At 73.0% G+C, this 21,229-nt stretch carries 15 protein-coding genes; 10 read left to right on the top strand and 5 right to left on the bottom strand.

What is annotated here, in order from left to right:
• Window positions 1-14: 14 nt before the first annotated feature.
• Complete coding sequence (locus tag BUE41_RS07505; RefSeq protein ID WP_073456340.1) at window positions 15-803, bottom strand: IclR family transcriptional regulator; 789 nt, start codon at window positions 801-803, stop codon at window positions 15-17.
• Window positions 804-1,077: 274 nt separating this feature from the next.
• Complete coding sequence (locus BUE41_RS07500; RefSeq protein ID WP_073456177.1) at window positions 1,078-1,776, bottom strand: hypothetical protein; 699 nt, start codon at window positions 1,774-1,776, stop codon at window positions 1,078-1,080.
• 111 nt (window positions 1,777-1,887) lie between these two features.
• On the opposite strand from BUE41_RS07500, the gene BUE41_RS07495 reads away from it, so the two are divergent.
• From BUE41_RS07495 to BUE41_RS31755, 6 genes are all read left to right on the top strand, one after another.
• On the top strand, window positions 1,888-2,814 hold the full coding sequence (locus BUE41_RS07495) for a catechol 2,3-dioxygenase (protein WP_073456175.1): 927 nt from the start codon (window positions 1,888-1,890) through the stop codon (window positions 2,812-2,814).
• Window positions 2,811-3,740 (top strand): catechol 2,3-dioxygenase, encoded by a 930-nt coding sequence (locus BUE41_RS07490; RefSeq protein ID WP_073456173.1) that lies wholly within the window; start codon window positions 2,811-2,813, stop codon window positions 3,738-3,740. The genes BUE41_RS07495 and BUE41_RS07490 overlap by 4 nt, the downstream gene beginning before the upstream one ends.
• Window positions 3,737-4,783 carry a histidine phosphatase family protein gene (locus BUE41_RS07485; RefSeq protein WP_073456172.1) on the top strand — a complete coding sequence of 349 codons (1,047 nt, stop codon included), beginning with the start codon at window positions 3,737-3,739 and terminating at the stop codon, window positions 4,781-4,783. The genes BUE41_RS07490 and BUE41_RS07485 overlap by 4 nt, the downstream gene beginning before the upstream one ends.
• Window positions 4,784-4,787: 4 nt before the next feature.
• Window positions 4,788-5,645 carry an IclR family transcriptional regulator gene (locus tag BUE41_RS07480; RefSeq protein WP_073456170.1) on the top strand — a complete coding sequence of 286 codons (858 nt, stop codon included), beginning with the start codon at window positions 4,788-4,790 and terminating at the stop codon, window positions 5,643-5,645.
• A gap of 4 nt (window positions 5,646-5,649) precedes the next feature.
• Window positions 5,650-9,129, top strand: coding sequence for an indolepyruvate ferredoxin oxidoreductase family protein (locus BUE41_RS07475; RefSeq protein WP_073456168.1), 3,480 nt, complete (start codon window positions 5,650-5,652; stop codon window positions 9,127-9,129).
• A 360-nt stretch (window positions 9,130-9,489) separates the two neighbouring features.
• Complete coding sequence (locus BUE41_RS31755; protein ID WP_084754561.1) at window positions 9,490-10,437, top strand: M23 family metallopeptidase; 948 nt, start codon at window positions 9,490-9,492, stop codon at window positions 10,435-10,437.
• 1 nt (window position 10,438) lies between these two features.
• Here BUE41_RS31755 and sthA read toward each other — a convergent pair whose 3' ends face one another.
• Window positions 10,439-11,866 carry a Si-specific NAD(P)(+) transhydrogenase gene (sthA, locus tag BUE41_RS07465; RefSeq protein ID WP_234997034.1) on the bottom strand — a complete coding sequence of 476 codons (1,428 nt, stop codon included), beginning with the start codon at window positions 11,864-11,866 and terminating at the stop codon, window positions 10,439-10,441.
• A 250-nt stretch (window positions 11,867-12,116) separates the two neighbouring features.
• Between sthA and BUE41_RS07460 the strand changes: the two genes are divergently transcribed.
• The gene (locus tag BUE41_RS07460) at window positions 12,117-13,349 is read left to right on the top strand and encodes a DUF4192 domain-containing protein (RefSeq protein WP_073456165.1); all 1,233 of its coding nucleotides are present in this window, start codon (window positions 12,117-12,119) and stop codon (window positions 13,347-13,349) included.
• 92 nt (window positions 13,350-13,441) lie between these two features.
• Here BUE41_RS07460 and BUE41_RS07455 read toward each other — a convergent pair whose 3' ends face one another.
• Window positions 13,442-14,164: an iron-dependent transcriptional repressor DtxR gene (locus BUE41_RS07455; protein WP_073456163.1), complete on the bottom strand. Its 723-nt coding sequence runs from the start codon at window positions 14,162-14,164 to the stop codon at window positions 13,442-13,444.
• A gap of 80 nt (window positions 14,165-14,244) precedes the next feature.
• On the opposite strand from BUE41_RS07455, the gene BUE41_RS07450 reads away from it, so the two are divergent.
• The 3 genes from BUE41_RS07450 to BUE41_RS07440 are packed head-to-tail and all read left to right on the top strand — an operon-like array spanning window position 14,245 to window position 19,238.
• A complete protein-coding gene (locus BUE41_RS07450; protein ID WP_073456161.1) occupies window positions 14,245-15,264 on the top strand; it encodes a sulfurtransferase in 1,020 nt (339 codons plus the stop codon).
• A gap of 60 nt (window positions 15,265-15,324) precedes the next feature.
• Window positions 15,325-16,494, top strand: coding sequence for an acetoin utilization protein AcuC (locus BUE41_RS07445; RefSeq protein ID WP_073456338.1), 1,170 nt, complete (start codon window positions 15,325-15,327; stop codon window positions 16,492-16,494).
• A gap of 2 nt (window positions 16,495-16,496) precedes the next feature.
• On the top strand, window positions 16,497-19,238 hold the full coding sequence (locus BUE41_RS07440; RefSeq protein ID WP_073456158.1) for a bifunctional acetate--CoA ligase family protein/GNAT family N-acetyltransferase: 2,742 nt from the start codon (window positions 16,497-16,499) through the stop codon (window positions 19,236-19,238).
• A gap of 240 nt (window positions 19,239-19,478) precedes the next feature.
• Here BUE41_RS07440 and BUE41_RS07435 read toward each other — a convergent pair whose 3' ends face one another.
• A complete protein-coding gene (locus tag BUE41_RS07435; RefSeq protein WP_084754559.1) occupies window positions 19,479-21,125 on the bottom strand; it encodes a fumarate hydratase in 1,647 nt (548 codons plus the stop codon).
• Window positions 21,126-21,229: the final 104 nt, after the last annotated feature.

Genomic DNA, 21,229 nt, shown 5'->3' with positions numbered 1-21,229 from the left:
CGGAACACGGGGGTTCACGGGATCGCCTCGGGGTTCCAGCCGAGCCGCCTGCTCACCGCTTCGCCCGCCTCCACCAGCGCCGCGGCGAGCGTGGCGCGCGGCGCGGCGCGGAAGCGGGCGATCGGCGCGCCGATGCTCACCGCTGCCACGACCTCGCCGGAGGCGTCGCGGATCGGGGCCGCGATGCTGCCGACGCCGATCTCGCGCTCGTTGACCGCGTCGGCCCAGCCGCGTTCGCGCACGAGATCGAGCTGGGCGCGCAGCGCGTCGGGATCGACGATCGTGTGGGTGGTGTAGCGGGGGAGCGGTGCTGCGGTGAGCGCCTTCTCCCGCTCCGGCTCGGGCAGGTGCGCGAGCAGCACCTTCCCGGAGCTGGTGGCGTGCGCGGGCACCCGGCGGCCGGTCTCGGTGAACAGCCGCAGCGAGTACGCGCTCTCCAGGCGGTCGACGTAGACGACCTCCGGCACCTGCGTGCTCGGGTCGAGGATCCCGACCTGCGACGACTCGCCGGTCTGCTCGCGCAGGTGCGCCAGCACCGGGCCGGCGGCGGCGTGCAGCTGCCGGTGGGCGGGCACGGCGTGGCCGAGCTCGAAGACCACCAGGCCGAGCCGGTAGCCGCCGGTGTGCGGGTCCTGCTCGAGCAGGCCTTCGGCGACGAGCGTGGTGAGCAGCCGGTGCACGGTGGACTTGCCCAGGCCCAGCCGGCGCGCCAGTTCCGAGACCCCGGCCTCGCCGCCGGTCTCGAGGAACGCCTTGAGCAGCCGTGCGGCGTTGCCGACGGTGGACAGCGTCGCGTCGCTCATCGCCAGCTCCGGTTCCGGGGGCTCGGCAGGGCCCGACAGGGCGGCAGGGAGGATGTGGTCCACCTCCGCGGCACCCGGGCCCGGTGCTCTGGGGCGCCCCACCGCGGCCGGCCGAGCATCACCGGGGGAGCCGTCGTCGACGTGGCGGCGCGCGAGCCGCGCTCGGCGACGGAGGCGCCGGGCGCTATCAACGCTGTGGCGATCAGCGGTGCGGCGATCAGCGGTGCGGCGATCAGCGGTGCGGCTCTCCTGCCGTTCCCCGGCCCCCCGGCCGTCACGCCGGTCCTCCCGGTGTCCACCCCGTCCGTCCGCCGACGGCCTCCAGCAGCGCTTTGCGGATCTCGACCGGGTCCGGTTCGGGCGCACCCGCTGCCGCGTCGACGGCCCGGTTGTGCGGTGCGATCGCCTTCGCCAGCAGCGCGGACGCGTGCGGCAGCCCGGCCGTCGTCGCCCCGATGAGCTCGTCGACGAGCCGTTCCCGGCCCCGCACCCGGCTGCGGATCGTCTCGAAGTCCCGCGCCGCGGCGGAGTCCCCGGACGCGAGGCTCGACCCGACGTGCGCAGCGTGGTGCGGGGTGAGTCCGGACCCGGGCTGGGCCACCACGTGGTAGATGCTCGTGGAGATCCCCAGCGCCTGGCGCACCTCGGCGTTGGCGGGCCCGGCGGACTCGTCGATGGTGCCCAGCGCCGGCGTGACGACCGGGTCGTAGAACCGCAGCGCCCAGGTCAGACCGGGCAGCTCGCCGGTCAGCTCGATCTCCTGCCCGCGCAGCGGCCCGAGCGGCTCGCGAGTGGCGATCAGGTGCAGGTTGCGCGCCCCCGCCGCGGCGACGGTGATCGGGCCGCCCGGGCCCAGCAGCGGCATCCGGCCGCGCACCGCGGGCGGGAACGTGTCGGCCTGGGCGAGGTAGGCCCGGTGCAGCGCCGTCACGTACTCGGCGACGGCCGCGCGCATCTCCTCGGGTCCGGGCATCGCGACTCCGATCTTCGTTCCGATTTGCGGAACGCACTGTCTTTCATCTGGAACGTTAGGAGCGTTACCGTTCGGCGGTCAAGCGCAGGAGGCCCCACGAAGGAGTCACCGATGGGCATACTCCGGCTCGCACACGTCGACGTCCGCACTCCCGATCTCGATCTCGCCACGGCGTACTACACGCAGGTCATGGGCCTGCAGCTGGTGCAGCGCGGCACCGTGGAGGGCTCGGACGCGGCCTGGTTCAAGTGCTGGGACGAGGAGGACCACCACTCCCTGCGGCTGCGCTACCACCCGCGTGCCGGGCTCGACTCGTTCACGTTCCGCGTGGAGTCCGAGGACGACCTGCACGACTTCGAGAAGCGCCTGGAGGCCTACGGCGCCCAGGTCAGCCGGGTCTCGCGCGGGGAGGCGGTCGGGCAGGGGGAGTCGATCCGCTTCGAGGTGCCGTCCGGGCAGATCATGGAGCTGGTCTGGGAGATCGAGAAGACCGGCAACCTGCTCGGCAAGCGCAACCCCGCCCCGGCCCCGCCGCCGGACCTGCCGGGCATCGCCCCACCGCGCGTGGACCACCTGCTGGTCAACGCCGAGGAGGTGGCCGAGGCCTGCAAGTTCTTCACCGAGGTGCTCGGGCTGCGGCTCACCGAGCAGGTGCTCGACGGCAACGGCCACCAGCTGGGCGTCTGGCTCGCCGGGCGCACCAACTCCCCGCACGATCTCGCCGTCGTCAACGGGCCGAACGGCGCGCTGCACCACTGGGCGTACTGGCTCGACGACTGGGACCACATCCGCAAGGCGGCCGACATCCTCGCCTTCAACGGTGTGCAGATCGACCAGGGGCCGACGCGGCACGGGGTCACGCGCGGCAACACCATCTACTTCTTCGACCCGCTCGGCATCCGCAACGAGGTGTTCACCGGCGGCTACTGGGTCGACCCCGACAAGGAGATCATCACCTGGACCGAGCAGGAGTTCGGGAAGGGGCTCTTCTACTACGAGAACGTCGTCAGCCAGCGCTTCCTGAGGATGCACACATGAGCGACCGGATCCTTCGCCTGCAGCACGTCGAGGTCCGGGTCCCGGACCTGGAGCTCGCCGCCGCCTACTACACCGAGGTACTGGGGCTGGTCGAAACGGCCCGCAGCTCCAGCGGGGGAGCCGAGCAGGTCTTCCTCAAGTGCTGGGACGAGCAGGAGCACCACTCGGTGGTCCTGCGCCAGGCCCCCACCTACGGGCTGGACCACATGTCGTTCAAGGTCGCCGAGCGGGACGACCTGGACTACTTCACCGACAAGCTGCAGGCGGTGAGCGTTCCGGTGAAGCGCTACGCCGCCCGCGAGCTGGGCCCCGGCTGGGGCGAGGCGATCCGGTTCGAGGCGCCGTCGGGCCACCTCGTCGAGCTGGTGCACGGGATGGAGCGGGTCGGCAACATGCTGCCGATGACGAACCCGCCGCCGCGGCCGCAGGACCTGGTCGGGATCGCCCCGCCCCGGCTGGACCACGTGTTCGTCATGGCCGAGGACGTCGAAGCGTTCACCCGCTTCTTCATGGACGTCCTGGAGTTCCGGCTCACCGAGCAGATCCTCGCCAACGACGGCCACCAGCTCGCCACGTTCCTCGAACGCAGCCACACCCCGCACGACGTCGCGGTGATCACCGGGCCGAACGGCGGGCTGCACCACTTCGCGTTCTGGATGGACGACTGGAACGGCATCCGCGAGGCCGCCGACACGCTCGCCTACCACGGTGTGGAGATCGACGTGGCGCCCACGCGGCACGGGGTGACCCGCGGCTACACGACGTACTTCTTCGACCCGGTCGGCAACCGCAACGAGCTGTTCACCGGCGGCTACTGGGTGGACCCGGACTTCGAGCCGATCACCTGGACCGAGGAGGAGATGGGCCGGGCGATCTTCTACTACCACGGCCAGGTCAACGAGCGCTTCTTCACGGTGCACTCATGACGAGGAACCTCGACCGCTACGAGGCGCCGAACTACCTGGCGAAGTACCGGGAGCGGCGCAGCGCGACCACGGCCCGCGGCCCGGCCGCCCCGGCCGGCGACGACGGCACGCCGCTGTACCTGCGGCGGTTCCGCGAGCGCACGAACGGGAACAACGGCGTCGCGACCACGACCACCGCGCCCCCGACCACGTTCGTCGAGCACGAGGGAGCGCGGTTCACGCCCGCGCTGGCCGCTGCCACCCGCGGCAAGGAGATCTCGGCCCCGCTGGAGCGGCGGTCGGCGGAGAAGTTCGTCTGCGAGATCTCGATCATCCGCCACGGGGTCACCCAGGGCTACTCCACCGACGCCGGGCTGACCCCGATGGGCAGCTGGCAGGCCCACCAGCGCGGGCACGAGCTGTCCCGGCGCTGGAACGACGGCGAGCGGATCCGGCTCGTGCACGCCGACACCAACCGGGCCCGCCAAACCGCCGAGCAGCTCTACAACGGGGCCAAGGACGGCCTGGCGCTGTGGGGCAAGGAGGTCGTCGTCTCCGAGCCCGAACCGATCCCGGAGCTGCGCAACTTCGGCGTCTGGACCCCGGACGGGCTGCGCGACGTCACCTCCGCCTTCCGCCAGTACCAGTCGACGATGGAGAAGCTGGAGCGGATGGCGGTGGGGGAGCGGCCGCGCTGGCTCGTCGAGATCGACCGCTTCTACCGCGTCCAGCTGGGCGGGGCGGACCCGATCCAGATGTGGCTGACGATCCCGCTGATGTACTTCGAGCCGCCGGCGATGTGCGTGCGCCGGTTCTGGCGCGGGTTCCACCGGCTGATCGCGGAGTACCCCGAGGACACGCGCATCCTCGCCGCCACCCATTCGGGTCCGATGCGGGCGTTCGCGACCTGGGCGCACGGCTACGACCCCGGCGAACCGTTGAACACCGAGGAGATCCGGGTCAAGCTGCGCGAGGGCGGGCAGACAGCGTTGGTCTCCTACCGGAACCGGGTCACCGAGGTCAACGTCCCGCCACCGGACGAGTTCCCCGCCTGGGAGGCCTGAGCCGATGACGCTGACGGATCTCGACTTCGAAGCTGCAGTCCCGGATCCGGCGGTCCTCAGCCCCGACGCCCCGCCGCTGGTCCCCGCACCCGAGCGGGACGAGGGGCCGCTGCGGTCGGTCTCGATCGCGATGGCCGTGCTCGGCTGCTTCGAACGGGAGGCCGAGCTGGGCGCCACCCGCGTGGCGCAGGAGCTGGGGGTCGCGAAGAGCACCGCCTGCCGCATGCTCGCGGCCCTGGCCACCGCCGGCATGCTGGAGCGCACGACGTCCGGCCGTTACCGGCTGGGGCTGCGCCTGTTCGAGATCGGCCAGCTCGCCGTCGACCGGCTGATGCTGCGCGAGCTGGCGCTGCCGGTGCTGGGCGAGCTGCGGGAGCTGCTGCGCGAGACGGCGCAGCTCGCGGTGCCGGTCGGGGCGGACGTGCTCTACATCGACCGGCTGGAGGGCAGCGGGGTCGGCACGATGTTCCACACCGAGCTGTACCGGCGCGGGCCCGGCCACTCCTCCAGCGCGGGCAAGGCGATCGCCGCCCACAACCCGCCGATGGCCCGGATGATCCTGGAGCGCGGCTTCACCCGCCGCACCCCGTTCACGATCGTCGACCCGAACCGGTACAAGCAGGTGCTCGCGCAGGTCCGCAAGGACGGCTACGCGGCCTCACGGGAGGAGCACACCCTCGGCATCTCGTCGGTCGCCGCGCCGATCGTCGTCCGACGGGCGGAACGGACGGTTGCGGTGGCGGCCATCTCCGTGGTCGGCTCGACGTCGCGGGTGCTGGGCGCCCGTAAGGTCGCGGTCGTACAGAGCGTGCGGCGGGCCGCGGCGACGGTCTCCGCGGCACTGGAGCGTTCCCAGGAGTGAGGCCATGACGGCGCAGGAGTTGGGTCCCGGACCGGTCGAGATCGATCTCGCCGACCGCTACCGCAGCGGAGGGGGCCCGGTCCTGCTGACCGGGGTGCAGGCGATCGCGCGCCTGCTGGTCGAGCAGCACGCCGCCGACCTGGCCGCCGGGCTCTCGACGGCCACGTTCGTGTCCGGCTACCAGGGCAGCCCGCTCGGCGGCCTCGACATGACCCTCGCACGCGCCACCGAGCTGCAGGAGAACGCGGGGCTCACCCTGGTGCCCGCCGTCAACGAGGAGCTGGCCGCGACCGCGGTGTGGGGCAGCCAGATGGAGGTGCCCGGCCACGGGCGCACGGTCGACGGCGTGGTCGGCGTCTGGTACGGCAAAGGGCCCGGCGTCGACCGGGCCGGCGACCCGATGCGGCACGGCAACATGTGCGGCGCCCACCCGAAGGGCGGCGTGCTCGTGCTCGCCGGGGACGACCCGGCCTGCAAGTCCTCCACGATCCCGTGCATCAGCGAGCGCACGCTCGCCGGCTACGGGCTGCCCGTGCTCTACCCCGCCGACGCCGCGGACGTCGTGCGGCTGGGTCGCTACGGGGTCGCGCTCTCCCGCGCGTCCGGCATGTGGGTCGGCATGAAGATCGTCGCCGACGTCGCCGACGGGGTGTTCGCCGTCGGCAAGGACGTGGCCGACGTGGCGCCCGTCGTGCCGCAGCTGGAGTGGAAGGGCGCCCCGTTCGTCTACCGGCAGTACCCGATCCTCGCTCCGCCGCACTCACTGGTCGCTGAGGAGCAGCTGTACGGGCCGCGCTGGGCGATGGTCCACGCGTTCCTGTCGGCGAACCCGGTCAACACGGTCGAGGTGGACCCCCCGGACGCGCGGCTCGGCATCGTCGCGGGCGGCAAGACGTTCGCCGACGTCCGCCAGGCGCTGGCCGATCTCGGGCTCTCCGACGCCGATCTGCGCCGCGCCGGGATCCGGCTGCTGCGCCTGGGCATGATCCACCCGATCCAGCGCGACCTGGTGCGCGAGTTCGCCCGCGGCCTGCAGCGGGTGCTCGTCGTGGAGGAGAAGTCGTCGTTCGTGGAGGGCGCGGTGCGCGACGTCCTCTACGGGATGCCGGACGCGCCGCTGGTGGAGGGCTCGAAGGACGCCGAGGGCCGCCCGCTGGTGCCGGAGGCGGGGGAGCTGACCGCCGACCGGCTCGCCGGGCCGCTGCGCCGGGTCCTGTCCGGGGTGCCCGGCATCGAGCTGGCCCCCGAGCGGCGCCGCCCGGCCGCGCTGCCGCTGCTGCCGGTGCAGCGCACCCCGTACTTCTGCTCGGGCTGTCCGCACAACCGCTCCACGACGCTGCCCGAGGGCGCGGTCGCCGGCGGCGGCATCGGCTGCCACGCGATGGTGGCGTTCAGCGTCACCCGCGAGTCCAGCGCGGTCAGCTCGATCACGCAGATGGGCGGCGAGGGCGCGCAGTGGATCGGGCAGGCGCCCTACACCACCGCCACGCACATGTTCCAGAACATGGGCGACGGCACGTTCGCCCACTCCGGACAGCTGGCGATCCAGGCCTGCGTGGCCGCCGGGGTCTCGATCACCTACAAGCTGCTGTACAACCGGGCCGTCGCGATGACCGGCGGGCAGAGCGCCTCCGGCGCGCTGGAGGTGCCCCAGCTGGCGGCGAAGCTGCTGGCCGAGGGCGTGGCCAAGGTGCTGGTGGTGGCCGACGAGCCCGAGCGCTTCCGCTCGCTCGACCCGCTGCCGCGCGGGGTGGAGCTGTGGCACCGCGACCGGCTCGACGAGGCGCAGCGGCTGCTCGCCGGCATCCCCGGCGTCACCGTGCTGATCTACGACCAGCGCTGCGCCGCCGAGTCCCGCCGGCTGCGCAAGCGCGGTGCGCTGCCCGTCCGCCCGATGCGCGTCGTGATCAACGAAGCGGTGTGCGAGGGCTGCGGCGACTGCGGCGCGGCGAGCAACTGCCTGTCCGTGCAGCCGGTCGAGACCGAGTTCGGCCGCAAGACCCGCATCGACCAGACCTCCTGCAACACCGACTACTCCTGCCTCAAGGGCGACTGCCCGTCGTTCGTCACGGTGGAGGCGCCGGCGAAGGCCCCGCGACGCCGCGCCGAGCGGCCGGAGCCGCCCGCCGTGCCCGACGTCGAGCCGCCCGCATCCGGGGAGGTGTTCCTCGCCGGCATCGGCGGCACCGGCATCGTCACAGTGAACCAGGTGCTCGGCTCGGCCGCGATCCGCGACGGGCGCGCCGTGCACGGGCTCGACCAGACCGGGCTCTCGCAGAAGGCCGGCCCGGTGACCTCCCACCTGCGCATCGCCCCCGACGAGGCCGGGCTCGGCCCGGCGAACCGGGTCGGCACGGCCACCGCCTACCTGGCCTTCGACGTCCTCGTGGGCGCCGACGGCAAGAACCTCGCCCGTGCCGACGCCGCCACGACCACCGCCGTCGTGTCCACCAGCCCGGTGCCGACCGGCGCGATGGTGTCCGACGTGCGGGCTCCCGCCCCGGACGTGGAGGCGCTCGTCGCGCGCATCGGCGAGCAGGCTGCCCGCGTGGTGCGGATCGACGCACAGGCCGCGGCGCAGGCGCTGTTCGGCGACGCGATGCCGGCGAACTTCCTCGTCGTCGGGGCCGCCTACCAGGCCGGGGTGCTGCCGCTGTCGGCCGAGGCGATCGAGTTCGCGATCGAGCTGAACGGGGTCGCGGTCGCCGCCAACACCGCCGCGTTCCGCTGGGGCCGCGTGGCTGTGGCAGACCCGCAGGCGTTCGCCGCCGCGACCGCCCGGCCGGCTGCCGCGCCGTCGCGGACCTGGGACGACCTGGGCGAGCTGGCGGGGGAGACCCGCCGCAAGGCCGGTATCCGCGCGGCGTACCTGGCCGAGTACCAGGACGAGCGGCTCGCCCGCCGCTACGTCGCCGACGTGCTGACCGTGTGGCGGGCCGAGCAGCGACTCGGGCTGGGCACCGCGTTCTCCGAGGCCGTCGCGCACGGGCTGCACAAGCTCACCGCGTACAAGGACGAGTACGAGGTCGCGCGCCTGCTCACCGATCCGGCGTTCGAGGCGAAGCTCGCCGTCGAGGTGCCCGGGGGGAAGAAGCTGCGCTACCGCCTGCACCCGCCTGTGCTGCGGGCCGCCGGGCGCACGGAGAAGATCGCGTTCGGCCCGTGGATGCGGCCGGTGCTGAAGGCGCTCGCCAAGGGCAAGGTGCTGCGCGGCACCCCGCTCGATCCGTTCGGCCGCACCCGGATGCGGCGGCTGGAGCGGCAGCTGCGCGATGAGTACCGGGAGATGGTGCTGCGCCTGGCGCGCGAGCTGACCCCGGACACCTACGCGACGGCCGTGGCCGCGGCGGAGGCCGCCGACCTCGTCCGCGGGTACGAGGACGTGAAGCTCGCCGGCGTGGCGCGCTACCACGATCGACTTGCCGAGCTCGGCGTCCGCCCCTCCCACCGAGGGGGGACACCGGGCGGAAGGCCCGCTCGCTGAGCCGAACGTCCCGCGTCCGGTCCGGCCGGTCACCCGATCGTTGTAGGTCCCGGTCCGGAGGGGCCGTACATCGCGGGACATCGGCCTGTGGACGGGGGACTCGCCGGTTCGCTGCGGTGAACGGCGGTCCCGTCACCCGGCGTGTCGCGGCCGACACGCCGCAATGGCCGCTCGTCGCGCGCCCCGGCCCGGCGAGCTAGCTCTTCACCCCTGAACCTTCATGAACGCCGCAGGCTCGCTAACGTTTCCCCCGGATCGATAACGGCTTGGTGACAGACCGGACAACGGACCGCATCCCCGAGCGGTCCGCCCGACCCCCGACGGGACGTCCGGGCCAAGCCCGATCCGGAAGGAAAGGTAGTGGCACGGCACCGCTCCCCCTCGGGCCGCGCTCACCTCCCGCCCCCGCTGACCGCCGCACTGGCGGCAGCGGGGGCAGGTGGCGCAGCCCGCCCGCACTCGCACGCGGCGAGCCCGGCCGGCAGCACGCTGGCCGACCTCACCCAGTCGACGCCCCTGCGCATCGTCGCCGGGGTGGTCGTCGGTGGTGCGCTGGCGGCCGCGGGTCACCAGGCGCTCTCGTCCTCCGGCGCGCTCGACGGCATCGGCACCACCATCGGCACCAGCATCGGCACGGCGTTCGCCGCGACCGCCGCGGCCACGACGAACACCGCTGCTGACACGCCGCAGCAGGTCGCTCCCGCCACTGTCGCCACCACCGGTGTGGACGCGGTGGCGCAGGCCGCCGAGTCCGCGCTCGCGACCGTCGCCGACCAGCCGCAGATCGCCGACGCTGCTGCCCTGATCAAGGCAGCCGGGCTCAACGAGGCCGCGAAGAAGGCAGCCGAGGAGAAGGCCGCTGCGGAGAAGGCGGTCGCGGAGAAGAAGGCCGCGCAGACCAAGGCCGCCGCGGGTGCGAGCTCCGGCGGCGCGGTCCAGATGATCGTCGGCCGGATCACCTCGGGCTTCGGCGCCCGGTGGGGGACCACCCACCAGGGGCTCGACATCGCCGCCCCGATCGGCACCCCCATCCGCGCACCCGCCGCCGGCACCGTGATCAGCTCGGGCCCGGCCAGCGGCTTCGGCCTGTGGGTGCGCCTGCAGCACGCCGACGGCACCATCACCGTCTACGGCCACATCAACCGGTCCCTGGTGAAGGTCGGTCAGAAGGTCAACGCGGGCGACGTCATCGCCGAGGTCGGCAACCGCGGCCAGTCCACCGGCCCGCACCTGCACATCGGCGTCATGCAGAACGGGCGCTACGTCGACCCGCGCCCGTGGCTCAACGCCCAGGGCGTGAAGTACTGACCTACTCCACGGAGTAGGTCTCCAGCGCGCGCAGCTTGTTCGTCACGTCCAGCGCCGCGACCTTGTAGGCCTCCGACAGGGTGGGGTAGTTGAGCACGGTGTCGACCAGGTAGTCGACGGTGCCGCCGCAGCCCATGATCGCCTGCCCGATGTGGACGAGATCGGTGGCGTTGGTGCCGAACACGTGCACGCCCAGCAGCCGCCGATCCTCGGTGGAGACCAGCAGCTTCAGCATCCCGTAGGAGTCTCCGCAGATCGCGCCGCGGGCCAGTTCGCGGTAGCGGGCCATGCCGACCTCGTACGGCACGGACGCCGCGGTCAGCTCTGCCTCGGTCCGCCCGCAGTAGGAGATCTCCGGCACCGTGTAGATGCCGATCGGCTGCAGCTCCTGCAAGTCGCGCACGGGTTCGTCGAAGGCGTGGCAGGCCGCGATGCGGCCCTGGTCCATGCTGGTCGCGGCGAGCGCCGGGAACCCGATCACGTCCCCGACGGCGAAGATGTGCGGCACGGTGGTGCGGTAGGTCTTGTCCACCGCGAGGCGGCCGCGCTCGTCGGCCTCCAGCCCGGTGTTCTCCAGCCTCAGCTCGTCGGTCACGCCCTGCCGGCCGGCCGAGTACATCACCATGTCCGCGGCGATCCGCTTGCCGCTGACCAGCGACGTCACCGTGCCCTTCTTCGTGACCTCCACCCGCTCGACCTCCTCGCCGAACCGGAAGGTCACCCCCTGGTCGCGCAGGTGGAACTTCAGCGACTCCACGACCTCGGGATCGCAGAAGGACAGCATCTGCGGGCGCTTCTCCACCACGGTCACCCGCGTGCCGAGCGCGGCGAACATCGAGGCGTACTCGATGCCGATGACACCGGCGCCGACCACGACCATCGTGGTGGGGATGCGGTCGAGCGCGAGCACCCCGTCGGAGTCGAGCACGTACTCCTCGTCGAACTGCACCTGCGGCGGCCGTGCCGGGCGTGTGCCGGTCGCGATGACGATGTTCGCGGCCGAGACGACGTGGCGCTCGCCGCGTGCCTCGCCGACGACCTCCACCGTGTGCTCGTCGACGAACCGGGCCGTGCCGGTGAGGATGTCGACGCGGTTGCGCAGCAGCTGGTTGCGCACCACCTCGATCTCGCGGCCCACCACGTGCGCGCAGCGGGCCAGCAGGTCCGCGATCGTGATCTGGGACTTGACCCGGTAGCTCGGGCCGTACATGTCGCGCTGGCTGAACCCGGTCAGGTACAGCACGGCCTCGCGCAGCGTCTTCGACGGGATCGTGCCGGTGTTGACGCAGACGCCGCCCATCATGTTGCGCTTCTCGGCGACCGCCACCTTCTTGCCGAGCTTCGCCGCCGCGATCGCGGCCTTGTGACCGCCCGGGCCCGACCCGATCACCAGCAGGTCGTAGTCGTACACCGGTTCTGCAGTGTCCACGTCAGACGCCATAGCCTCGCCCTCACGTCGCCTTCCGCGCACCGGACGGTGCCGGGAACAGCCTTACCGTCCGCCCGGCGGCGGGCAAGTCGCGACAGGGTAGTGGTTCCCACTGACGAGTTCGGCGACCCGGTCCGCGACGCGGGCGATCCATCCACATCGGGCTCCGGGAGCCGGGGCCGGTCCCGGTTGTCCACAGCCGTTCGGACGCACCCCGGCACGCGGCCGCCCGGCCCGCCACGCTGCGGTCATGGCCACCGAGCACAGGAACACCGAGCACAGGAACACCGAGCACAGGAACACCGAGCACAGGAACACCGAGCACCCGTACGCCGAGCACAGGAACACCGCGAAGAACACCGTCACGAGTGCGGGCGAGCACGCCTCCCCGACCCGGCCACGGGCCGGTGCCCCGCCGGGCCGGATCAGGCAGCCGGTGCGCAGTCCCGGCGAGCTGGTCGCCGCGCTGCCGAGCATGCTGGGGTTCCATCCCCGCGAGTCGTTGGTGCTGGTGGCGCTGCGCGGCGCGTTCGTCGATCTCCTACTGCGCTGCGACCTGCCCCGCCCGGACGATGCGGGAGCGGCGGCGCGGTTCGCCGAGCACGGCGTCGCCGCGGTGGCGCGGACCCGGCCGGACGCTGCCCTGCTCGTCGTCGTCACCGAAGGCGCACACACCCCGGCCGGGCCGCGGGACGGGACGACCGGCGAGGGATCGCCACCGGAGCCGCCGATGACCGGACTCGCCGCGGAGGTCTCCGAGCGGCTGGCGGAGGCCGGGATCCCGCTGCACACCGCCGTGTGGGCCGCGGGCACCGGGCCGGGCGCCCGCTGGGGCTGCTACACCGAGTGCCGCTGCCGCGACACCGTGCCCGCCGCCGCGGTCACCGCGTTCGCGGCGGGTGCGGCGTACGACGGCGTCGTCGTGCGGCCGAGCCGGGAGGCGCTGCAGGTGCTCGTCACCCCTACCGATCCCGCTGCCGTCGAGCGCCGCGAGCGGCTCGTCGCCGACCTGATCGACGACGTCGTCGTCGCCGCCGACGGCGCGGTCGATCCCGAGGATCTGCGCGGCCTGCTGATGCTCAGCCTCCACGACGCCGCCGAGAACCGGTGGCCGCTCGACGACCAGCGCATCGTCGCGCTGGCCGTAGCGCTCGGCTCGCCGGGCGTGCTGCACACCGCGATCGTCGTGACCGCGAAGCTGGCCCGCGACGGCAGCCCGCAGGAACGCCTGGCCGCCGAGCAGCTGTGGGCCACGCTGACCCGGGAGTCACCCGATCCGGAGGCCGCCGCCCCGGCCAGCCTGCTCGCGATCTCGGCGCTGCTGCGCGGCGACGGTGCCCTCGCGAACGTGGCGCTCGATCGGGCCCAGGACGCCTGGCCCGGGCACGTGCTCAGCGCTCGGCTGCGCGCGGTCGCCGCGTCCGGGCCGCGCCCGGACGACCTGCGGGACGTCCTGCTCGAGACCGCCCAGGGATGGTGCTGACGATGGCGCGCTCGCCCCTGCGGACGGGTGTGGACGCACAACGGCCCGCGCCGAACGGGTCGGGCGGGCCGGATGAGGTGGTCGGCGACGAGCTACCGGGCGCGCACCAGCACGGCGTGCGCGATCAGCGGGGCCACCTCGCCGGGCGGGGTGCCCTCGCCCTGCACCGGCACCGGGTCACCGAACCGGGAGATCGGGGAGACCTGCACGTCCTGCCCCGGCACGATGCCCGCGGACTTCAGCTCGCCCATCAGGTCGGCGTCGTTCTGCACGTGCTCGGCGATGCGGCGCACCTCCACCCGGCCGCCGCCGCGGCGCGCGTACTCGTCGAGGCGCTGCAGGCCCATCTCCAGCTCGGGCGGCGCGTTCAGGGTGCGCGCCGGCTCGCTCGGCGGGGTCTTCAGCTGCTCCAGCCCCGGGATCGGGTTGCCGTACGGCGACGTGGTGGGGTTGTCGAGCAGAGCGACGAGCTTGCGCTCGACTGCCTCGCTCATGACGTGCTCCCACCGGCACGCCTCGGCGTGCACGAGCTCCCACTCGAGCCCGATCACGTCGATCAGCAGGCGCTCCGCGAGGCGGTGCTTGCGCATCACCGCGACCGCCCGGGCCCGGCCCGCCTCCGTGAGCTCGAGGTGCCGGTCGCCCGCCACCACCACGAGCCCGTCGCGCTCCATGCGAGCGACGGTCTGGCTCACGGTCGGACCGCTCTGCCCGAGGCGCTCCGCGATCCGTGCGCGCAGCGGGACGACGCCCTCCTCCTCCAGCTCGTAGATGGTGCGGAGGTACATCTCTGTGGTGTCGATGAGCTCGTTCACGCGCAGGGCCCTTTCGTCAAGCCCCCATGCTACCCAGTGAGTGCGTCGCGAACCCACGCGATACCGGGGAAGATGCACCGATGCACGATCGATCCACTCCACTCGTCGACGTCGCCGAACTGGCTGCTGCGCTTGGTGTCGGGACCGATGCGGAACGCGACCCCGCGCTGGTCGTGCTCGACGTCCGGCACCGGCTCGGCGGCCCGTCCACGCTGCCCGAGTACCGCGAGGGGCACATCCCGGGCGCCGTGTTCGTCGATCTCGACGCCGATCTCGCCGACCCGCCCGGCCCCGCGGGCCGCCACCCGCTGCCCGATCCGCAGCGGCTGCAGGGGGTCCTGCGCGCGGCGGGCATCTCGGCCGGTTCGCGGGTCGTCGCCTACGACCACGGCAACGGCCTGTCCGCCGTCCGCGCCTGGTGGCTGCTGCGCTGGGTGGGGATGCCCGCCGACCGGGTCGCGGTGCTCGACGGCGGTTGGGCCGCCTGGTGCGCGGCCGGCTACCCCGTCTCCACCGAGGTGCCCGCCCCGGAGCCCGGCGACCTCGTGGTCGTACCGGGATCGATGCCCACCGTCGACGCCGACGAGGCCGGCCGCATCGGCCGCGAGGGCGTGCTGGTCGACGCCCGCGCCGCCGCGCGCTACCGCGGAGAGACCGAGCCGTTCGACCCGGTGGCCGGGCACATCCCGGGCGCCCACAACGTGCCCGTGCTGGAGTTCGTCGGCGAGGACGGCCGGTGGTTGCCCCCGGAGCAGCTGGCCGACCGGTTCGCCGGGGTCGACGTCGCCGCCGACCTGGCCGACGGCCCGGCCGGCGATGCCGGGCGGAAGCCGGTGGCCGCCTACTGCGGGTCCGGGATCACCGCCGCCGCGCTGGTGCTGGCCGCCGAGGTGGCCGGGCTGCGCCCCGCCGACCGTCCGCTGCCGCTCTACCCGGGCTCGTGGTCCAACTGGGTGGCCGACCCCAGCCGGCCGGTCGCCACCGGACCGTACGCCCCGGCCGACAGCCCCGCCCCGGCCGAGGGACAGCTGCCCGAGGGGACGGCGCGCTCTCGGGAAACGCGCCGGATCAGGCCGGGGAGTGAGCGCAGGGCGCGGTGACGGCCTACGGTGTCGGTCATGAGGAGTCTGCCGTGAGGGGTCGGCCATGAGGTGTCGGTCATGAGCAGGCGTGCCTCCGTCGTCTGGACGCCGGACTTCCTGAGCTACGACCTCGGCGGTGACCACCCGCTCGATCCGGTCCGGCTGGATCTGACGATGCGGCTGGCCACCGAGCTGGGGGTACTGGAGGGCGTTGAGCTGCTGGTGCCGGAGCAGGCCCCGGACAGCGAGGTCGAGCGCATCCACACCTCGGCGTACCTGTCGGCGGTGAAGTCGGCTCCGGAGGTGCCGTTCGGGATCGGGCACGGACTCGGCACCGAGGACAACCCGATCTTCATGCACATGCACGAGGCGAGTGCGCTCGTCTGCGGCGGGTCGTTGCTGGCGGCGCGGGAGATCGCGGAGGGCCGGGCCGACCGGGCCGTGTCGATCGCCGGTGGGCTGCACCACGCGATGGCCGACCGCGCCTCCGGGTTCTGCGTCTACAACGACTGCGCGATCGCGATCTCGTGGCTGCTCGACCACGGCTTCGAGCGGATCGCGTACGTCGACGTCGACGTGCACCACGGCGACGGGGTGCAGGCCGCGTTCTACGACGACCCGCGGGTGCTCACGATCTCGCTGCACCAGCACCCGCTCACGCTGTGGCCGGGCACCGGGTGGCCGGGGGAGTACGGCAAGGGCGCCGGTGCCGGGTACGCGGTCAACGTGCCGCTGCCGCCCGACACCACCGACAGCGGCTGGCTACGGGCCTTCCACGCGGTGGTCCCGTCGCTGCTCACCGCGTTCCGGCCGCAGATCCTCGTCACCCAGTGCGGGGTCGACACCCACGCGGAGGACCCGCTGGCCAACCTCAGCTTGTCCGTGGACGGGCACCGGGAGATCTACCGGTGCCTGCGCGAGCTGGCCGAGGAGACCGCCGGGGGGAAGTGGCTGGCCACCGGCGGCGGCGGGTACGGCCTGTTCCGGGTGGTACCGCGGTCGTGGACGCACCTGCTGGCGACCGTGCTGGACCGCGACCTGCCGGGGAACACGTCGATCCCGCCGGGCTGGATCGCCCACACCACCACGCTCACCCGTCAGGAGTTGCCGACCACGATGACCGACGGCGCGGACACCAGCTTCCAGCCGTGGACCGAGGGCGGCGAGCGGGTCGACACCGGGATCATCGACGCCCGCCGCGCCGTCTTCCCGATGCACGGACTCGACCCGGACGACCCACGGGACTGACCGTGACCGCCACCGACCCGGCGCACGCAACGGAGGCACCGTACCCGCGGCACTGGGAGGCTGACGTGGTCGCGTCCGACGGCGGGATCGTGCACCTGCGCCCGATCCTGCCGTCGGACGCCGACGCGCTCGTGCGGTTCCACGCGGGCTTGTCCGAACACACGCGCTACCTGCGCTACTTCGGCCCGTACCCGCGGATCCCCCCACGCGACCTCGAGCGGTTCACGCACGTCGACCACCGCACCCGGGTGGGGCTGATCTGCCTGCTCGGCGACGAGATCATCGCGGTCGGCCGGTACGAGGGGCTGCCGCGGCCCGACGGCGCGGAGGGCCCGCCGGTCTCGGCGGAGGTCGCGTTCGTCGTCACCGACGCCCACCAGAACCGCGGACTGGGCTCCATCCTGCTGGAGCACCTCGCCGCCGCCGCCCGGGAGAACGGCCTGCGCCGCTTCGAGGCGGAGGTGCTCGCGGAGAACCGGGCGATGGTGCGGGTGTTCCGCCAGGCCGGCTACCAGGTCAGCCGGCAGTTCGAGGGCGGGGTGCTGCACCTGGAGTTCGACATCGACCCGACCGAGCGGTCGCTGGCGGTGCGCGACGCGCGCGAGCAGCGGGCCGAGGCGCGCAGCGTGCACAACGTGCTGCACCCGGAGTCGGTCGCGGTCATCGGGGCCTCCACCGATCCGCGCAAGATCGGTCACGCGGTGCTGGCCAACCTGCTGCGCGCCAACTTCACCGGTCCCGTCTACCCGGTGAACCCGGAGGCGCGCTCGGTGCGGGGTGTCCGGGCGTACAAGTCGGTCACCGAGATCCCCGACCCGGTGTCGCTCGCCGTGGTGGCCGTGCCCGCGGCGAACATCGACGAGGTCATGGACTCCTGCCTGGAGAAGGGCGTGCGCGCGCTCGTCGTCGTGAGCTCCGGGTTCTCCGAGTCCGGCGAGGTCGGGGTGGAGGCCGAGCGCAAGCTGGTGGCCGAGGCCCGCGCACACGGGATGCGGGTGATCGGGCCGAACGCGCTCGGCGTCGCCAACACCGATCCGCAGGTGCGGCTCAACGCCACCCTCGCCCCGGAGCTGCCCGGGCCCGGGCACGTCGGGTTCTTCTCGCAGTCCGGTGCGCTCGGCATCGCGATCCTGGCCAGCGCCAAGCAGCGCGGGCTGGGGCTGTCGACCTTCGTGTCGGCCGGTAACCGTGCCGATCTGTCCGGCAACGACCTGCTCCAGTACTGGCAGACCGACCCGAACACCGAGGTGGTGCTGCTGTACCTGGAGACGTTCGGCAACCCGCGCAAGTTCTCGCGGCTGGCGCGGCGGCTGGCCCGCACGAAGCCGATCGTCGCGGTGAAGAGCGGCCGGCACACCGGCCCGCCGCCCGCGCTCGCGCAGCGAGGCGCCCAGCTCGACGAGGCCAGCGTGCGGGCGCTGTTCGAACAGGCCGGCGTGATCCGGGTGGAGACGCTGCCGCAGCTGTTCGACACCGCGCTCGTGCTCGCCTACCAGCCGCTGCCGGCAGGTCCGCGGGTGGCGGTCGTGGGCAACTCGAGCGCGCTGTGCCTGCTGGTGGCCGACGCGCTGCTCGACGAGAAGATGGAGCTGGCCGGCAGCCCCGTCGACGTGGGGGCCTCGGCGACGCCGGAGCAGTTCGCCGAGGCGGTGCGGACGGCGCTCGCCAAGGAGGGCCCGGACCGGGCGGACTCGCTGGTGGCGGTGTTCGTGCCGCCGGTGGCGATGCCCGGCGCAGCCTACGCGCGGGCGCTGCGGGAGGCGGTGGCCGGCTCCGATCGCCCGGTGGTGGCGGTGTTCCTGGCGGCCGAGGGGGTGCCCGACGAGCTCGCGGTCGTGGACGAGGCCGCGCCGGACGCCCCGGCCGATCCCGCCACCGGGCTCGGTCCGGCCCGCACCCCGAAGCGGGGTTCGGTGCCCAGCTTCCCCAGTCCGGAGCGGGCGGCAGCCGCGCTGGCCCGGATCACCCGCTACGCGCGTTGGCGGGCGCAGCCGTTCGGCGAGTACGTGGTGCCCGAGGGCGTCGACGCCGAGGCGGCCCGGCAGCTGATCGACGACTGGGGGATCACCGAGCGGCGGGCGCTCACCGACGACGAGGCGGTCGCGCTGCTGCGCTGCTTCGGGATCGGGATCGCGCCGTTCGGCCGGGCCGGAGACGCCGACCAGGCGGTGGCGATCGCCGAGGAGATGGGCTATCCGGTCGTGGTGAAGGCGACGAGTGACCGTTGGCGCCACCGCAGCGACCTCGCCGGGGTCCGACTGGACGTCGCCGGTGCCGACGCGGTGCGGGCCGCTTACGCCGACGTCGCCCGGGTGACCGGCGGCACGGACGTGTACGTGCAGCGGATGCTGCCGCGCGGCGAGTCCTGCGTGATCGAGATCGTGGAGGACCCCTCGTTCGGCTCACTGCTGTCGTTCGGCCTGTCCGGGATGGCGACGGAGCTGCTCGGTGACCGCGCGTTCCGGGTGGTGCCGCTGACCGACCAGGACGCGGCCGCGCTGGTGCGGGCACCGCGGGCGGCGCCGCTGCTCGCCGGGTACCGCGGGACGGAGCCGGTCGACATGGCCGCGCTGGAGGACCTGGTGCTGCGGGTGGGCCGCATCGCCGAGGACCTGCCGCAGGTGCGCACGCTCGCGCTCGATCCGGTGCTGGCGACCCCCGACGGGGTCTCCGTGGCCGGCGCGCGGGTCGAGGTCGGTCCGCCGCCGCAGCGCGACGACACCGGTCCGCGCCGGCTGCGTTGAACCGAGGGTGTTGAACCGAGGGTGTTGAACCGAGGGTGTTGAACCGAGGGTGTTGAACCGAGGGCGCCGAACCGAGGGCGCCGAACCGAGGGCGCCGAACCGAGGGCGCCGAACCGTGGGCGCCGAACCGAGGGCGCTGACGAACGAGGCTGACGCACGAGACCGCGCCGAGATCGACGGATGCGCTGTTGCGGGCGCGGCACCGTCGATCTCGACGCGATCAGTGGGCTCGCGCCGATGTCAGCGCCGGAAGGTGACCTGCAGGGTCGGCTGGCTCACGTCGGCGAAGAAGTCGTTGCCCTTGTCGTCGACCACGATGAACGCCGGGAAGTCCTCCACCTCGATCTTCCAGACCGCCTCCATGCCCAGCTCGGGGTACTCGAGGACCTCGACCTTGCGGATGCAGTCCTGGGCGAGCCGGGCCGCGGGGCCGCCGATGGACCCGAGGTAGAACCCGCCGTAGGTGGCGCAGGAGGTGGTGACCAGCTTCGAGCGGTTGCCCTTGGCGAGCATCACCAGCGAGCCGCCCGCTGCCTGGAACTTCTCCACGTAGGAGTCCATGCGCCCAGCGGTGGTGGGGCCGAACGAGCCGGACGCGTAACCGTCGGGGGTCTTCGCCGGGCCCGCGTAGTAGACCGGGTGGTCGCGCAGGTACTGCGGCATCGGCTCGCCGGCGTCGAGCCGCTCGGCGATCTTGGCGTGCGCGATGTCGCGGGCGACGACCAGCGGGCCGGTCAGCGACACGCGGGTCTTCACCGGCAGTTTCGACAGCTGCTCGCGGATCTCGTCCATCGGCCGGTTGAGGTCGATGCGTACGACCTCCTCGCTGACGTCGGCCTCGGTGACGTCCGGCAAGTACTGCGCCGGATCGGTCTCCAGCCGCTCCAGGAACACGCCGTCCGGGGTGATCTTCGCCTTGGCCTGGCGGTCCGCCGAGCAGGAGACGGCGACGCCGACGGGCAGGGAGGCGCCGTGCCGGGGCAGTCGGATGACGCGCACATCGTGGCAGAAGTACTTGCCGCCGAACTGGGCGCCGATCCCGAACTGGCGGGTCATCTCGAGGATCTGCTGCTCGAGGTCGTGGTCACGGAAGGCGTGCCCGAGCTCGGAGCCCTTCTCCGGGAGGGTGTCGAGGTAGCGGGCCGAGGCGAGCTTGGCGACCTTGAGCGTGTACTCGGCCGACATCCCGCCGACGACGACGGCGAGGTGGTACGGCGGGCACGCCGCGGTGCCGAGCGAGCGCAGCTTCTCCTCCAGGAACGCGCCGAGCCGCTCCGGGTTCAGCAGCGCCTTCGTCTCCTGGTAGAGGAAGGTCTTGTTGGCTGAGCCGCCGCCCTTGGCCATCACCAGGAACTCGTACTTCGGCGTGGTGCCGGGCGCGGCGTACAGCTCGATCTGGGCGGGCAGGTTGGTGCCGGTGTTGCGCTCCTCCCAGAACGTCAGCGGCGCCATCTGCGAGTAGCGCAGGTGCAGCTCGTCGTAGGCCTCGTAGATGCCGCGGGAGATGGCCTCCTCGTCGTCACCGCCGGTGAGCACGGTCTCGGTGCGCTTGCCGATGACGATCGCCGTGCCGGTGTCCTGGCACATGGGCAGCACCCCACCCGCGGCGACGCACGCGTTGCGCAGCAGATCGGTGGCCACGAAGCGGTCGTTCGGGGAGGCCTCGGGGTCGTCGATGATCGCGCGCAGCTGAGCGAGGTGCGACGGTCGCAGCAGGTGCTGGATGTCTTCGACGGCCTCGCGCATCAGCGCGGTGATCGTCGCGGGATCGATCTCCAGGAACGTGCGCCCGGCGGCCTCGATCACGCGGCCCGGCGGGAGGTCGAGCCGGCGGTACTCGGTCTCGTCGGGACCCAAGGGCAGGACATCCGTGTGGTGGAACGGCACGGCCGAGACGGTACCCGCCGATCGCGGCAGCCCGGCTGTGACGTCCGCTCGAGATCGATTCTGAGCCGTCGTGTGGGGCCGTCGTGTGGGGCCGTCGTGTGGGG

Source organism: Pseudonocardia thermophila (assembly GCF_900142365.1).
GTDB classification, from domain to species: Bacteria; Actinomycetota; Actinomycetes; order Mycobacteriales; family Pseudonocardiaceae; genus Pseudonocardia; species Pseudonocardia thermophila.
The sequence above is the reverse complement of the archived record's forward strand: the minus strand, read 5'-3'. Positions and strand labels throughout refer to the sequence as shown.